Consider the following 14744-nt stretch of genomic DNA (forward strand, 5'->3'; position numbering starts at 1 on the left):
GACGCGGATGGGGCTGATGGCCCTGCCCGTCGCGTTCTTCGCCGTCTTCTTCGCCTATCCCGTCACCGCGATCGTCGCCCGTGGCCTCAAGACCGACGGGGCCTGGCGGTTCGGACGGATCGGTGAGGTGCTCGCTCAGTCCGACATCCGGCACGTCCTGTGGTTCACCACCTGGCAGGCATTCGCCTCCACGGCGCTCACGCTGCTGATCGCGCTCCCCGGCGCGTATGTCTTCGCGCGCTTCGATTTCAGGGGCAAGCAGGTGCTGCGGGCGGTGGTGACCGTCCCGTTCGTACTGCCGACGGTCGTGGTCGGTACGGCGTTCCTGGCCCTGGTGGGCCGGGGCGGACTCCTCGACCAGCTGTGGGGCGTACGGCTGGACACCACCGTCTGGGCGATTCTGCTCGCGCACGTCTTCTTCAACTACGCGGTGGTCGTACGGACCGTCGGCGGGCTCTGGTCGCAGCTCGACCCGCGTCAGGAGGAGGCCGCGCGGATGCTGGGTGCCTCGCGGTTCGCGGCCTGGCGCAAGGTGACGCTGCCGGCGCTGAGCCCGGCCGTGGCCGCCGCCGCGCTGATGGTCTTCCTGTTCACCTTCACCTCGTTCGGTGTGGTGCAGATCCTCGGCGGCCCGACCTTCTCCACCCTCGAGGTCGAGATCTACCGGCAGACCTCGGAGATCTTCGACCTCGCGACCGCGGCGGTGCTGACGATCGTCCAGTTCGTGGCGGTCGGCGCGATCCTCGCCGTGCACGCCTGGACCGTACGCCGCCGGGAGACCGCCCTGCGCCTGGTGGCTCCGGAGGCGACCGTGCGCAGGCCGCGCGGTGCCGGCCAGTGGGCGCTGCTGGGCGGAGTCCTGGCGAGCATCCTCGTTCTTCTCGTCCTGCCGCTCGGGGTACTGGTCCAGCGGTCCCTGGACGCACCCGGCGGCTACGGATTCGCGTACTACAAGGCGTTGACCTCGGCCGACAGCGGCATCTTCCTGGTGGCGCCGATCGCGGCGATCGGCAACTCGCTGGAGTACGCGCTGGCCGCCACTGCCATCGCCGTCGTGATCGGCGGTCTGGCGGCCGCCGCGCTCACCCTCCCCCAGTCTCGGCATCGCTCGACCGGGGGGACCTCCATGACCGGGCGTCTCGTGCGGGGGTTCGACGCGCTGCTGATGCTGCCGCTCGGCGTGTCCGCCGTGACCGTCGGGTTCGGCTTCCTGATCGCGCTCGACGAACCGCCGCTGGATCTGCGCTCCTCCTGGATCCTCGTGCCGCTCGCGCAGGCTCTGGTGGGCGTCCCCTTCGTCGTACGCACCATGCTGCCGGTGCTGCGGGCGGTGGACGGACGGCTCCGGGAGGCCGCCGCCGTCCTCGGAGCCTCGCCCTGGCGGGTGTGGCGGGAGGTCGATCTGCCGATGGTGCGGCGGGCGCTGTTGATCGCGGCGGGGTTCGCCTTCGCCGTGTCGCTGGGCGAGTTCGGGGCGACGGTCTTCATCGCGCGGCCCGACAACCCGACCCTTCCGGTCGCCGTGGCCCGGCTGCTCGGGCGCGCGGGTGACCTCAACTACGGCCAGGCGATGGCCCTTTCGACGATCTTGATGGTGGTGTGCGCGGTGGCCCTGCTGTTGTTGGAACGCATCCGCACCGACCGGACGGGGGAGTTCTGATGGCGCGATTCGCGAAGCAGGCGACGGAGGAGACACAGGAGGGGACAACGGAGCATCCCCGGACCCGGACCCGGACCCGTACCTGGACCGAGACCGAGACCCAGACCCGGACGCACGGCGCCCTGCTGAGGGTCGAGGCCGCGACCGTACGCTTCGGCGGTCGGCCGGTGCTCGACGCCGTCGGCCTCGATGTCGCCGAGCACGAGATCGTGTGTGTGCTCGGACCGAGCGGCAGCGGCAAGTCCACGCTGCTGCGGGCGGTGGCCGGACTGCAGTCGCTCGACACGGGCCGCGTGCTACTGGCGGGACGCGACCAGGCCGGGGTGCCCGCGCACAAGCGGGGTGTCGGGCTGATGTTCCAGGACCACCAGCTCTTCCCGCAGCGGGACGTGGGCGGCAATGTCGCCTTCGGGCTGCGGATGCATGGCGCGTCGAAGGAACAACAGGGCACACGGGTAGAGGAGTTGCTGGAGCTGGTGGGGCTGCCCGGAGCCCGGGCACGCGCCGTCGCCGCCCTCTCCGGCGGTGAGCAGCAGCGGGTCGCGCTGGCCCGTGCGCTCGCCCCGCGCCCCCGGCTGCTGATGCTCGACGAGCCGCTCGGCCAGCTGGACCGTGCGCTGCGCGAACGGCTGGTCGTCGAACTCCGGCAGCTCTTCGGCGAGTTGGGCACGACGGTGCTCGCCGTCACCCACGACCAGGGCGAGGCCTTCGCGCTCGCCGACCGGGTCGTGGTGATGCGCGAGGGACGGATCGCCCAGTCCGGCACGCCACTTGAGGTCTGGCAGTACCCGGCGGACGAGTTCGTGGCCCGTTTCCTCGGCTTCGACAACGTGGTCGCGGCGACGGTGCGCGATCGGCTCGCGGACACCCCGTGGGGGAAGGTCCCGGTGCCGGAGGGCACCGCGCAGGGCCCCGGCACGCTTCTCGTACGGCCCGCTGGGGTGCGGCTGGTCGACCCCGCGGACGGGCTGCGCTGCACCGTGGCCGCACGCACCTTCCGGGGCACCCACGTCGCCGTACAGCTGAAGCCGGAAGGCGCGCCGCTCATCGAGGCGGCGTGCGCGCTGCGGGAGGCGCCCGCGCCCGGTGACGAGGTCGGTGTGGCGTTCGAGGCAGCCGAAATCGTGATGCTCGGGGAGCCCGGCGCCATAGGCTGCGGATCATGACGCTACTCGCACATGACCGCTACTGCGACGCGATCGAGCTGGAGGTGCGGCGGCTGAGGGACGTGGTGACGTCCGGGGCCGACCTGTCGGCGACCGTGCCGACCTGCCCGGACTGGTCGCTGGAGCGGCTCGTGCGGCACACGGGCGGAGCGCTGCGCTGGGTCGAGCTCATCGTCCGCACGAAGGCGCAGGAGAACGTCCCAGACGAGCAGGTGCCGCTCCTCGAGGGACCGGCCGCCGAGGGCGACCCCGCCGCGCTGGACGCCTGGCTCGCCGAGACCGGCGAGATGCTCGTCGCCGCGCTGCGCGAGGCGGGGCCCGACACCAAGGTGTGGGCCTGGGCCGGGGACCTCAGCTCCGGCTTCTGGGCCCGCCGGATGACGCACGAGCTGGTGATCCACCGGGCCGACGCGACGCTGGCGGCCGGGCTGCCGTACGAGGTGGCGCCCGATGTGGCCGCGGACGCGATCGACGAGTGGCTGGGGATCATCGAGTTCGTGCAGCGGACGCGGCCGCACGACGCCGCCGCGGCCGAACTGCGCGGACCGGGCCGCAGCATCCACCTGCACGCCACCGACACCCCGCCCGAACTCGACGCCGAGTGGGTCGTCGAGCTCACCGAGGAGGGTGTCCTCTGGCGCCGGGACCACGAGAAGGCGACCGTCGCGCTGCGCGGCCCGCTCACCGACATCCTGCTCGCCTTCTACCGCCGACTGCCGCTGGACGACGGGCGGTTGGAGGTGCTGGGGGAGCGGGAGCTGCTGGACTTCTGGCTGGAGCGGGCGACCTTCGGCTAGCCGGCGCCCCCGGACAGGCGTGTGGCCCGCCCCCTTCGAGAGGGACGGGCCACACGTTTCACGCGGACGTACGGTGTGCGGTTCAGCTCGACTTCGAGGCGCCGCGGCGACGCATGCCGAGGAACACCGCTCCGCCGCCGACCACCACGAGGGCACCGGCGATACCGGCGATCATCGGCGTGTTGGAGTTCGCACCGGTCTCGGCGAGGTTGGAGCTACCGGCCGCGGGGGACGGGGCGTTGTCGCCCGGCGTCGCGGGCGCTGCGCTGCTCTCCGACTCCGACGGGTTCGCGGAAGGCGTCCCCGAGGAGGCGGGCGACGACGGGGTCTCCGACGGCTTCGGGGTCTCCGAGGTCGACGGCGAAGGCGACTCGGTCGCGCAGGCCGTGGACGGAGCGGTCACGTTCGTCGGGATGTCCTTGTCGACCTGGTTTCCGGCCTTGACGTGGACGCGGTACGTGGCGTTCGGCTTCCAGTCCTCGGCGAAGGTGATGGTGACACCCTGGCGCGAGCCCTCGACGTCCTGCTCGCCGACCTTCTTAGCGTCGGCGCCGTTGGACTCCAGGAACACGGAGACGGTCGCCTTGGTGCCGGAGGCATCCACGTCGGTGACGGAGATGATGCCCTTGGTGCCGTCGCACTTGGCTTCGGCGGAGAACTCACTGATGTTGCAAGCAAGGGCGTTGCCCGCGGCGCCGAGCGCGAGCGCGGCCGTGGCGGAGGCAACACCGAGGATTCGCACGGAACGTGCGGTACGGCGAGATATGGACACGATTGCCCTTCACAGAATGCGCAACTGCGGGGGGTTTAAGGGGGGTTCTGCTGTGTCAACAGGGCCCCCTCGGGCCTCACAGGTTTATAAGTGCCACCTAAGGACTGTCAATGCATATGCCTAGCCGTGTCACCGGCTTTGCCTTGTCATTAACCGCCGAGGCGTTTGAGCGCCTCCGGGGCCTCCTCGATCCGGTCCACCAGTGCGATCCGGGACGCCATCGACCGTTCGTGGGCAAGGGATTGGAGAAGGGGCCAAGTGGGGTGTTTCTCGGTCCAATGCGCACGGTTCACGAGAACCATGGGGGTGGGCTCACCGCGCGACTCGTAGTAGTTCGGGGTCGCGTTGTCGAAGATCTCCTGTACGGTCCCGGCGGCGCCCGGCAGGAAGACGACACCCGCGTTCGAGCGGGCCAACAGACCGTCCTCCCGGGTCGCGTTGGCGAAGTACTTGGCGATGTGGGCGGCGAAGGCGTTCGGCGGCTCGTGGCCGTAGAACCAGGTCGGGATGCCGACGGAGGGGCCGCCGTCCGGCCAGCGCTCGCGCACGGCGAAGGCGGCGCGCGCCCAGTCGCCGATGGAGGGGGTGAACGAGGGTGCCTCGGCGAGGAGCCGGAGCGCCTCGGTGAGCATCTCGTCGTCGAACGGGGCGGCGTACGCGCCGAGGTTCGCCGCCTCCATCGCGCCGGGGCCGCCGCCGGTGGCGACCGTGAGCCCGGCACGCGCCAGTTCGCGCCCCAGGCGGGCGGCGCCCTCGTACGCCTCCGTGCCGCGTGCCATCGCGTGACCCCCCATCACGCCCACCACTCGGGTGCCGACGAGGAGTTCGTCGAGCGCGTCCGACACCGAGTCGTCGTGGATCGCGCGCAGCATCGACGCGTAGACGTCGCCGTCGGCCTTGGTCTGCTGGAACCAGGTGTACGCGCGGGCGTCCGGGGTCGCCTCGTAGCCGTCGTCGAGCGACGCGAAGAGCTCGTCTGGGGAGTAGAGCAGCCCGCGGTAGGGGTCGAAGGGCAGTCCGGGTATGGGCGGGAAGACGAGCGCGCCGGTGACCCGTACCCGTGCCGCCGCCTCGGAGTCCATCGGGCAGCCGAGGAAGACGGCATCCGTGGTGTCCACGGCGAGCAGGGTGTCCGTACGGTCCGTCAGATCCACGGCCTGGACGCGGAAACGGGCCAGCGAGCCGTGCTCCGAGACGACCTTGTCGAACTCGGCGAGGGACTCGATCTCGCGGTCATGGGCGGAGTGAAGGGGAGTTGGCTGCACGCGGCCATGCTAGGGGTGTGTCCTTCGGCGGCGGGCGGCGGTCTCCTGCTCCGGAGAGGGCTGTCGCTCCGGAGTGGGGCTCCCCCCCCTTTGAGGGGGACACGCGCGTAGGTGCCCCCCGGGGGGGGCTCAGCTCTGGACCGCGGCCGGGTCCATCCACATGACCTCCCACGTGTGGCCGTCCAGGTCGTCGAAGGTGCGGCCGTACATGAAGCCGTGGTCCTGGGCCTCCCGAGTCCCCGAGCCGCCCGCCGCGAGGGCCTTGTCGCAGAGCTCGTCGACCTTCTCGCGGCTCTCGGCGCTCAGACACAGCAGCACCTCGCTGGTCTTCGTCGCGTCCGCGATCTCCTTCTTCGTGAAGTCCGCGTAGCGCTGCTTGCTCAGCAGCATCGCGATGATCGTGTCGCTGATGACGACACAGGCGCAGTCGTCCGTCGTGAACTGCGGGTTGATCGTGTAGCCGAGCTCGGTGAAGAACTTCTTCGAGGTGTCGACGTCGTTCACGGCGAGGTTCACGAAGATCATCTGCTGGTACATGAGGGGTCTCTCCCGGTGAGGGTGAAGTGATGTGGTGCCGTTCGCAGAGGTAGACCGCCACTGCGCGCGGAACTCATCGCCCGGCGGGAAAGAAACGGGAAAGTAGCGGAAGGAAGCGGGAAGTAAGCAAGGAGGAGCAAGGAGGAGCAAGGAGGAGCAAGGAGGAAGCAAGGAGGAAGCAAGGAGGAAGCGGGTACGCCTGCTCAGCGCACCAGCGGTACCGCCGCCAGTTCCGCGACCACCCAGGTCAGCGGGCCGAACGCGGCGAGCAGCGCGCCCGCGCGGAGCAGCGCGGCGCCTCGCAGCACCGTGGTCGGTGCCCCCATGCGCAGCAGCGCCGCCGTGGTGTCGGCGCGCGCGTGCTTGGCCTCGACCGCCGCCGTCAGCAGGGTCGCGACGGTGCACCCGGCCACGAGCAGCGCCCCGAGCGTGCTGAGCGGACCGAACGAGGGCCGCGCCCCCGAGTACACCGTCGCCATGGCGTACGCGCCGGACGCGACCGCGCACACCACGCCGAGCGGGCGCCCGATGCGCCGGGCCTCCTCCTGCAGGACGCGCCCGGCGAGCAGCCGCAGCACGCCGGGGCGTACGGCCTGGAGCAGCCACCCGCACAGGTGCGTGATCGCGGGGGCGGCCAGCATCAGCCCGAGCGCGGTCAGGGACCAGCCGCCGAACACCCGGGCGGGGCCGCCCGTGAAACGGCCGGGCAGCACAAGGCCGGGTCCCGAACGGCTCGCGTACGCCTCCACGGCAAGGCCCGCCGCGAGGACGGCGGTGCCCCAGGGCAGTCCCCCGGGGGTGGGCAGCGGAGGGGCGGGCTGCTGCGGATCCAGCGGGTGCCCCGCCTGGTCGGCGTACGGGCCGGACTCGGCGCGCCTACGGGACCGCTCACGGGGGGAGTCCCCGTCGGCGCCCGGCCGTCGGGGACGGCTCGGCCGGGCACCGCGCGGTCGCAGCGCCACCGCGCTCGCCGAGGAGGCGGCCAGCGGGACCAGGAGCAGCAGTGTCAGGGCCGCGGGCAGGGGCAGCGCGTGGTCGGAGGCGAGGAAGGCCGCCGGGTCGCCGTCGAAGGGCCTGCCGGGGAGGTCGCCGCGCAGGTGCAGGAAGACGAGCAGCGCGAGCACCGAGCCGAGCGTGGTCGACAGGGCGGTGGTGACCGCCGAGATCGCCATCAGCTGGCCGGGGCCGAGTCCGACCGCCGAGAGCCCGGGGCGCGGCCGGGTCCCCGGGTCCGTACGGGCGACGGCGACCGCGAAGTGCACGGTGGCGGCGGCGGGCGCGAGGCACCACAGGAGCCGGAGCAGCGCGCCGGCCGAGGGGTCCGGGTGCGCCAGCGCGTACCCCAGCGTGCACAGCAGCAGGAAGCCGGTGCCCGCTGAGGCGGCGGCGACCAGGAGTCTGCGCAGCTGGACGAGGGAGTGGGCCCCGCGGGCTAGACGGAGAGCGAGCACGCGGCCCGGCCTTCCGCCTCGACGACCGGGGGCAGGTGGAGAGTGTTCACGCGCCGTCCGTCGAGCAGCGAGATGGTGCGGTCGGCGAGGGCCGCGGTGTCCGCGTAGTGCGTGGCGAGGACGACCGTGATGCCGTGGGAGCGGGCCGCCGAGGTGAGGGTGCGCAGGACGTGGGCGCCGTCGGCGCGGTGCAGCGGGGCGGACGGTTCGTCGGCGAAGAGCACCTTGGGGGAGAGGGCGAGCGCCCGGGCGATGGCGACGCGCTGCCGCTCGGTCTGGAGCAGGGCGTGCGGGCGTTTGCGGGCGCAGTCGCGGATGTCGAGGCGTTCCAGCCATTCGAGGGCGGCGGTCTTGGCGGCCCGGCGGCCACAGCCGCGCAGCATCAGGGGCAGCGCCGCGTTCTCCCAGGCGTTCAGTTCCGGTACGAGGACCGGCGTGGGGTCGATCCAGCCGAAGCGGTCGCGGCGCAGCCGTTCGCGGGTGACGGGGTCCATGGTGTGCACCGGTGTGCTGTTGAACCAGACCTCGCCCTGCTGGGGCAGCAGCTGCCCCGACAGACACCGGAGCAGGGTCGTCTTGCCGCTGCCGCGCGGGCCGCCGACGGCGAGGATCTCGCCGTCGCGGATGCCGAGCGAGACACCGCTGAGCGCGGGCGAGCCGTTGTGCTTGACGTGCAGGGCGCGTGCCCAGAGCACGTCGTTGTCCGGCGGGGCCACCATCGCGTACACCTCGGTTCAGATCTGATTTGCACTGCCGATCCTCCGGACGAGGGAACGAAGGCAGGGCCGATCGGTCACTGGGCACGCTAGGGAGTCGGGGCCGGGAGGCCGGACAGCACGCGGCCCCGGGGCGCCCATTCTCACTCGAACGGGCGCCACCGGGGCCGTTGTTGATCATCCCGGAGGAAGATCAGAGCTTCGTCCACGCCTCCGTCAGCACCTGACGGATGATCCCCTCGATCTCGTCGAAGGTCGACTGGTCGGCGATCAGCGGCGGCGACAGCTGGATGACCGGGTCACCGCGGTCGTCGGCGCGGCAGTAGAGGCCGTACTCGAAGAGCTTCTTGGAGACGAAGCCGTAGAGCACGCGCTCCGACTCCTCGTCCGTGAAGGTCTCCTTGGTGGCCTTGTCCTTCACGAGCTCGATGCCGTAGAAGAAGCCGTTGCCGCGGACGTCGCCGACGATCGGCAGGTCGTGCAGCTTCTGCAGGGTCTGCAGGAAGTTCGCCTCGTTGTCCAGCACGTGCTGGTTGAGGCCCTCGCGCTCGAAGATGTCGAGGTTGGTGAGCGCCACGGCCGCGGAGACCGGGTGACCACCGAAGGTGTAGCCGTGCAGGAAGGTGTTGTCGCCCTTGTAGAACGGCTCGGCGATCCGGTCCGAGACGATGGTGGCACCGATCGGGGAGTAGCCCGAGGTCATGCCCTTGGCGCAGGTGATGATGTCCGGGATGTAGTCGAACTTGTCACAGGCGAACATCGTGCCGAGGCGGCCGAAGGCGCAGATGACCTCGTCCGAGACGAGCAGCACGTTGTACTGGTCGCAGATCTCGCGCACGCGCTGGAAGTAGCCGGGCGGCGGCGGGAAGCAGCCACCGGCGTTCTGCACCGGCTCCAGGAAGACCGCGGCGACGGTCTCGGGGCCCTCGAAGAGGATCTCCTGCTCGATCTGGTCGGCGGCCCAGCGGCCGAAGGCCTCCGGGTCGTCGCCGTGGATCGGGGCGCGGTAGATGTTGGTGTTCGGCACCTTGTGCGCACCCGGGACGAGCGGCTCGAAGGGTGCCTTCAGGGCCGGCAGGCCGGTGATGGACAGGGCGCCCTGCGGGGTGCCGTGGTAGGCGACCGCACGCGAGATGACCTTGTACTTCGTGTGGTTGCCGGTGAGCTTGTGGTACTGCTTCGCCAGCTTCCACGCGGTCTCGACGGCCTCGCCGCCGCCCGTGGAGAAGAACACCTTGTTCAGGTCGCCCGGAGCGTAGTGCGCGAGGCGCTCGGCGAGTTCGACGGCCTTCGGGTGGGCGTAGGACCAGATCGGGAAGAAGGCCAGTTCCTGCGCCTGCTTGAAGGCGGTCTCGGCCAGCTCCACGCGGCCGTGGCCCGCCTGGACCACGAACAGGCCCGCAAGACCGTCGAGGTAGCGCTTGCCCTTGTCGTCGTAGATGTAGGTGCCCTCACCACGGACGATGGTGGGAACGGGCGCGTTCTCGTACGAGGACATGCGGGTGAAGTGCATCCACAAGTGGTCGTACGCGGTCTTGCTCAGGTCCTGTGTGCTCACGGCTATCGGGTTCCCCACATGTAGGTCTGCTTCTTGAGCTTCAGATAGACGAAGCTCTCGGTGGAGCGCACCCCGGGCAGGGCCCGGATGCGTTTGTTGATGACGTCCAGCAGGTGGTCGTCGTCCTCGCAGACGATCTCGGCGAGGATGTCGAACGAGCCCGCGGTCATCACCACGTACTCGACTTCCGACATGGCGGTCAGCGCGTCGGCCACCGGATCGAGGTCGCCCTCGACATTGACGCCGACCATCGCCTGCCGGCGGAAGCCCACGGTGAGCGGGTCCGTGACGGCGACGATCTGCATCACGCCCTGGTCGAGCAGCTTCTGGACGCGCTGGCGCACGGCCGCCTCCGACAGGCCTACGGCCTTGCCGATCGCGGCGTACGGACGGCGTCCGTCCTGCTGGAGCTGCTCGATGATGGCGAGGGATACGGAGTCCAGCTGGGGACTGCCGTTCCTGGACTCGCGGGTGGAGTCCCTGGGGTCTGCGCTTCGACTGGCCACGAGCTCACTGTGCACGAGGTCTCGACGGTTCCGCAAGGCTGTAGCGATGAAATTCGTTGTTTACGAGGACGTAGCTTGCGGATTTCGCAGTCAAGGGGTGACTGGGGGTGTTGAAAACGTGGGCCCACGGATTAGGGTGGGTGTCTCAGCGATTGGACACCTGAACTTGGAGGGCCGGCAGTGAGCACCGAGCTGCGTCGTCTGCGCAATTACATCGACGGTGAGTTCCGGGACGCCGCCGACGGGCGGACCACCGAGGTCGTCAATCCCGCGACCGGCGAGGCGTACGCGACCGCGCCGCTGTCCGGTCAGGCCGACGTGGACGCCGCCATGGCGGCCGCCGCCGCGGCCTTCCCGGCCTGGCGCGACCAGACCCCCGCCGAGCGCCAGAAGGCCCTCCTGAAGATCGCGGACGCGTTCGAGGAGCGGGCCGAGGAACTGATCGCCGCCGAGGTCGAGAACACCGGCAAGCCGATCGGACTGACCCGGTCCGAGGAAATCCCGCCCATGGTCGACCAGATCCGCTTCTTCGCGGGCGCGGCGCGGATGCTCGAGGGCCGCTCGGCCGGCGAGTACATGGAGGGGATGACCTCCATCATCCGCCGCGAGCCGATCGGCGTCTGCGCGCAGGTCGCGCCGTGGAACTACCCGATGATGATGGCGGTGTGGAAGTTCGCTCCGGCGCTCGCGGCCGGCAACACGGTCGTCCTGAAGCCCTCGGACACCACCCCCGCCTCCACCGTCCTGATCGCCGACATCATCGGCGGCATCCTGCCCAAGGGCGTCTTCAACGTCATCTGCGGCGACCGGGAGACCGGCCGCGCGATGGTCGAGCACCCGACCCCGGCGATGGCCTCCATCACCGGCTCCGTCCGCGCGGGCATGTCCGTCGCCGAGTCGGCGTCCAAGGACCTCAAGCGGGTCCACCTGGAGCTGGGCGGCAAGGCCCCGGTCGTCGTCTTCGAGGACACCGACATCGCCAAGGCCGTCGAGGACATCTCGGTCGCGGGCTTCTTCAACGCGGGCCAGGACTGTACGGCCGCCACCCGCGTCCTCGTCCAGGAGTCCATCCACGACGAGTTCGTCGCCGCGCTCGCCAAGGCCGCCGCCGAGACGAAGACCGGTCAGCCGGACGACGAGGACGTGCTCTACGGCCCGCTGAACAACCCGAACCAGCTCAAGCAGGTCGCCGGGTTCATCGAGCGCCTGCCCGCGCACGCCAAGGTCGAGGCGGGCGGCCAGCAGGTCGGCGACAAGGGCTACTTCTACGCCGCGACCGTCGTCTCCGGCCTCAAGCAGGACGACGAGATCATCCAGAACGAGGTCTTCGGGCCGGTCATCACCGTCCAGTCCTTCACGGACGAGGCCCAGGCCATCGAGTGGGCCAACGGCGTCGACTACGCCCTGGCCTCCTCGGTCTGGACGAAGGACCACGGCCGCGCGATGCGTCTGTCGAAGTCCCTCGACTTCGGCTGCGTGTGGATCAACACCCACATCCCGCTGGTCGCCGAGATGCCGCACGGCGGCTTCAAGAAGTCCGGCTACGGCAAGGACCTCTCCGCGTACGGCTTCGACGACTACACGCGGATCAAGCATGTGATGACGTCGCTGGACGCGTAGTGCGTACGGTGTGAACCGCGCGGCCCTGGACGGGAGTTGATCCCGTCCGGGGCCGCGGTGTTCCCCCCTCGTGGTGGTCGGGCGTGCCTGATGCCGCTGGTCGTGAGTGACGAAAGGCCCGGGTCGCCGGGGGTTCCGGGCTCGATGTGCGGGGACGTGCCAGGGCCCGAAGTCCCCGCTCCGTCCAGCTGGTTGTGGCGTACGGCGTTGTCGACGAGGTTGGCCACCGGACGCTCCTTGAGCTGCGGGGCCGGCCCGAGGCAACCGCCCGGAAATGAGGCGATCGACAGGGTGTCGGGTCGGCGCGCGACCGCTCGACGCAGCGTCCATTGTTCGAGCCGAGTCGCAGCAGGCATGCTGCCGGGGTGCCAGAGATTCGGAAGACCTCGCCGCTGTCCCGCCGGTCCCTGCTGCGCTCCTTGGGCGGGGGTGCGGCGCTCGGGGCACTCGCGGGCTGCGGGGTGCCCGCCGCGTACGTGTCACCCGGCGACCGCGCCGGAGCCGACCTCTCGGCCCGTGACAAGAAGCTGACCTGGGCGAACTGGCCGCTCTACATAGACACCGACGACAAGGACCACACGAAGCGGCCCACGCTGGACGCGTTCCGCAAGCGCACCGGGATCTCCGTCGACTACATCGAGGAGATCAACGACAACGACGAGTTCTTCGGCAAGATCAGCCCGTCCCTGATGAACCACCAGCAGACCGGCCGCGACCTGATCGTCATCAGCGACTGGATGTGCGCGCGCTTCGTCCGGCTCGGCTGGGTGCAGGAGATGGACCGTGCCGGGCAGCCGAACGTCGCCAAGTACCTCGACCCGCTGCTGAGTCGGCCCGCGTTCGACCCGGGCCGCAAGTCCACCGTGCCGTGGCAGTCCGGTATCACCGGCATCGCGTACAACCACCGCAAGCTCGGCCGCGAGATCAACCACGTCTCGGACCTGTGGGCCCCCGACCTCAAGGGCAGGGTCACCCTGCTCTCCGGCCTCGACGAGGCGTTCGCGCTGCTCATGCAGGGCAACGGCGTCGACATCACCCGGTGGAAGGCCGACGACTTCCACAAGATCTGCGACCAGGTCGAGAAGTACGTGCACAGCGGCCAGATCCGCCGCTTCACGGGCAACGACTACACCAAGGACCTGGTCAGCGGTGACGTACTGGCCTGTCAGGCCTACTCGGGCGACGTGATCCAGCTTCAGGCGGACAACCCGGACATCCGCTTCGTCGTCCCCGAGGAGGGCGCCGAGCTGTGGTCCGACTCGCTGATGATCCCCAACCTGGCCCGTCACAAGGCCAACGCCGAGAAGCTCGTCGACTACTACTACGAGCCCGAGGTCGCCGCCGAACTGGCGTCCTGGGTCAACTACGTCTGCCCGGTCCCGGCCGCCCAGCACGTCCTCGCCTCCTCCAAGGACGAGGACACCGCCGCCCTCGCCGAGAACCCGCTGATCTTCCCCGACGCCACCATGCGCAAGCGGCTGGCCATCGCGCGCGACATCACGTCCACGGAACGCTCGGAGTTCGCCAAGCGCTGGAACGCGATCGCGGGACTCTGACGGCTTTGCCATCTCTTTACAACCCGGTCCCCCGCTGCCTCGTCTCTTCGCACGATCCGTAACTCAGCCCGCCGGGTCACCGGGCGGGCGGACCGACGAAAGAGAGCGATTCATGCGCCGAACTGTCCTCAGCACCATGGCACTCGCGTGTACCGCCGTGCTGGCGAGCACGGTGCCCGCCTTCGCCAGTGGGGCGAGCCCGGTCCCGACGGTCCGTCCGACCGCCACCGCCGCCCCGTCCCAGGCGCCGACCGGCAGCGCCACCCCGAGTGCCGCCCCGAGCGCGGTGCCGACCACCCGTCCGGCCTCCGGCACCCCGTCCCCGGTTCCGAGCGTCGGCAGGCCGACCCGGGCGCCGTCCCCGGCGCAGGTCGCCGTCGTGCCGAAGGGAGCGCCCGACACCGGTGTGGCGCCGACGGCGTCGAAGTCCGGAGGCCAGGGCGGCCTGATCGGCGGGGGTGCCGCCGCGGCGTTCGCCATCGGTGGCGCGGCGGTCTTCGTCGTACGTCGCCGGCGGGCGACCGGGGAATGACCTCGCTCTCCAGGCGCGCGTTCGTCACCGCGGCGATGGCCTCGCTGCTCGTGAGCTGCGGCGGCCACGGGACCGACTCGACCCCACCCGAACACCCCGGGAGTACGCCGGCGCCCTCGCGGACCTCCGCGAAGGCCGCGCACGTTCTCGGGCGTTCGGTGCCGGTCGGGTTGCGGATCCCGGCCATCGGGGTCGACACCCCGGTCATGCAGCTGGGGCTGGCCGCGGACGGCAGCGTCCAGGTGCCCCCGATCACGGCGCACGACCGGGCGGGCTGGTACCGGAACTCGCCGACGCCGGGTCAGACCGGTCCGTCGGTGATCCTCGGCCATGTCACGGTCGGTTCCTACGGGGACGGGGTCTTCCGCCGTCTCGCGCAGTTGCGGAAGGGCGACCGGATCGTGGCGCGCCTGGAGAACGGCAGGACGGCGGAGTTCACGGTCGACGCCGTACGGACGGTCGCCAAGGCCGACTTCCCCTCGGACGAGGTGTACGGGGACGTGGACCGTCCCGAGCTACGGCTCATCACGTGCGGTGGGGCCCGTACCGGTACGGGCTACCTCGACAACGTGATCGTCTTCGCCGCACTGAGCTCGGCGACGCCCTGA

The 14744-nt window shown here is 70.5% G+C and carries 14 protein-coding genes; 7 read left to right on the plus strand and 7 right to left on the minus strand.

Going from position 1 to position 14744, the window contains the following annotated elements; all coding sequences use genetic code 11:
- Positions 1–7: 7 nt before the first annotated feature.
- From FNV62_RS36075 to FNV62_RS36085, 3 genes are read left to right on the plus strand one after another with little or no spacing between them, the layout of a single operon-like run.
- On the plus strand, positions 8–1660 hold the full coding sequence (locus FNV62_RS36075) for an ABC transporter permease (protein WP_225900481.1): 1653 nt from the start codon (positions 8–10) through the stop codon (positions 1658–1660).
- Positions 1660–2826 carry an ABC transporter ATP-binding protein gene (locus FNV62_RS36080; protein ID WP_144315826.1) on the plus strand — a complete coding sequence of 389 codons (1167 nt, stop codon included), beginning with the start codon at positions 1660–1662 and terminating at the stop codon, positions 2824–2826. Before FNV62_RS36075 ends, FNV62_RS36080 begins: the two co-directional genes overlap by 1 nt.
- A complete protein-coding gene (locus tag FNV62_RS36085) occupies positions 2823–3623 on the plus strand; it encodes a maleylpyruvate isomerase family mycothiol-dependent enzyme (RefSeq protein WP_143628309.1) in 801 nt (266 codons plus the stop codon). The genes FNV62_RS36080 and FNV62_RS36085 overlap by 4 nt, the downstream gene beginning before the upstream one ends.
- Positions 3624–3705: 82 nt before the next feature.
- On the opposite strand, the gene FNV62_RS36090 is transcribed toward FNV62_RS36085, so the two are convergent.
- The 7 genes from FNV62_RS36090 to FNV62_RS36120 form a co-directional block, all read right to left on the minus strand.
- Positions 3706–4395: an LAETG motif-containing sortase-dependent surface protein gene (locus tag FNV62_RS36090; RefSeq protein ID WP_079090258.1), complete on the minus strand. Its 690-nt coding sequence runs from the start codon at positions 4393–4395 to the stop codon at positions 3706–3708.
- Between the two features lie 149 nt (positions 4396–4544).
- The gene (locus FNV62_RS36095) at positions 4545–5660 is read right to left on the minus strand and encodes an LOG family protein (RefSeq protein ID WP_143628311.1); all 1116 of its coding nucleotides are present in this window, start codon (positions 5658–5660) and stop codon (positions 4545–4547) included.
- 129 nt (positions 5661–5789) lie between these two features.
- Positions 5790–6197, minus strand: a complete 408-nt coding sequence (locus FNV62_RS36100) for a VOC family protein (RefSeq protein WP_054235341.1) — start codon at positions 6195–6197, stop codon at positions 5790–5792.
- A 203-nt stretch (positions 6198–6400) separates the two neighbouring features.
- Positions 6401–7648: a hypothetical protein gene (locus FNV62_RS36105; RefSeq protein ID WP_144315827.1), complete on the minus strand. Its 1248-nt coding sequence runs from the start codon at positions 7646–7648 to the stop codon at positions 6401–6403.
- Entirely contained in the window at positions 7630–8367 is a 738-nt protein-coding gene (locus FNV62_RS36110; RefSeq protein ID WP_054235433.1) for an ABC transporter ATP-binding protein, read from the minus strand. Before FNV62_RS36110 ends, FNV62_RS36105 begins: the two co-directional genes overlap by 19 nt.
- A 190-nt stretch (positions 8368–8557) precedes the next feature.
- Positions 8558–9940 carry an aspartate aminotransferase family protein gene (locus FNV62_RS36115; RefSeq protein WP_079090256.1) on the minus strand — a complete coding sequence of 461 codons (1383 nt, stop codon included), beginning with the start codon at positions 9938–9940 and terminating at the stop codon, positions 8558–8560.
- Positions 9925–10443, minus strand: coding sequence for an Lrp/AsnC family transcriptional regulator (locus FNV62_RS36120; protein ID WP_054235338.1), 519 nt, complete (start codon positions 10441–10443; stop codon positions 9925–9927). The genes FNV62_RS36115 and FNV62_RS36120 overlap by 16 nt, the downstream gene beginning before the upstream one ends.
- A gap of 165 nt (positions 10444–10608) precedes the next feature.
- Between FNV62_RS36120 and FNV62_RS36125 the strand changes: the two genes are divergently transcribed.
- The 4 genes from FNV62_RS36125 to FNV62_RS36140 all read left to right on the plus strand — a co-directional run bounded on the left by FNV62_RS36125 (position 10609) and on the right by FNV62_RS36140 (position 14744).
- Positions 10609–12048 carry a gamma-aminobutyraldehyde dehydrogenase gene (locus FNV62_RS36125; protein WP_054235337.1) on the plus strand — a complete coding sequence of 480 codons (1440 nt, stop codon included), beginning with the start codon at positions 10609–10611 and terminating at the stop codon, positions 12046–12048.
- A gap of 365 nt (positions 12049–12413) precedes the next feature.
- Positions 12414–13604: an ABC transporter substrate-binding protein gene (locus tag FNV62_RS36130; protein WP_143628315.1), complete on the plus strand. Its 1191-nt coding sequence runs from the start codon at positions 12414–12416 to the stop codon at positions 13602–13604.
- Positions 13605–13716: 112 nt separating this feature from the next.
- On the plus strand, positions 13717–14136 hold the full coding sequence (locus FNV62_RS36135; protein ID WP_143628317.1) for a Tat pathway signal sequence domain protein: 420 nt from the start codon (positions 13717–13719) through the stop codon (positions 14134–14136).
- A complete protein-coding gene (locus FNV62_RS36140; protein ID WP_143628319.1) occupies positions 14133–14744 on the plus strand; it encodes a class F sortase in 612 nt (203 codons plus the stop codon). Before FNV62_RS36135 ends, FNV62_RS36140 begins: the two co-directional genes overlap by 4 nt.

The sequence above is a fragment of the Streptomyces sp. RLB3-17 genome (genome assembly GCF_007113425.2).
In the GTDB taxonomy this organism is placed as follows: domain Bacteria; phylum Actinomycetota; class Actinomycetes; order Streptomycetales; family Streptomycetaceae; genus Streptomyces; species Streptomyces mirabilis_D.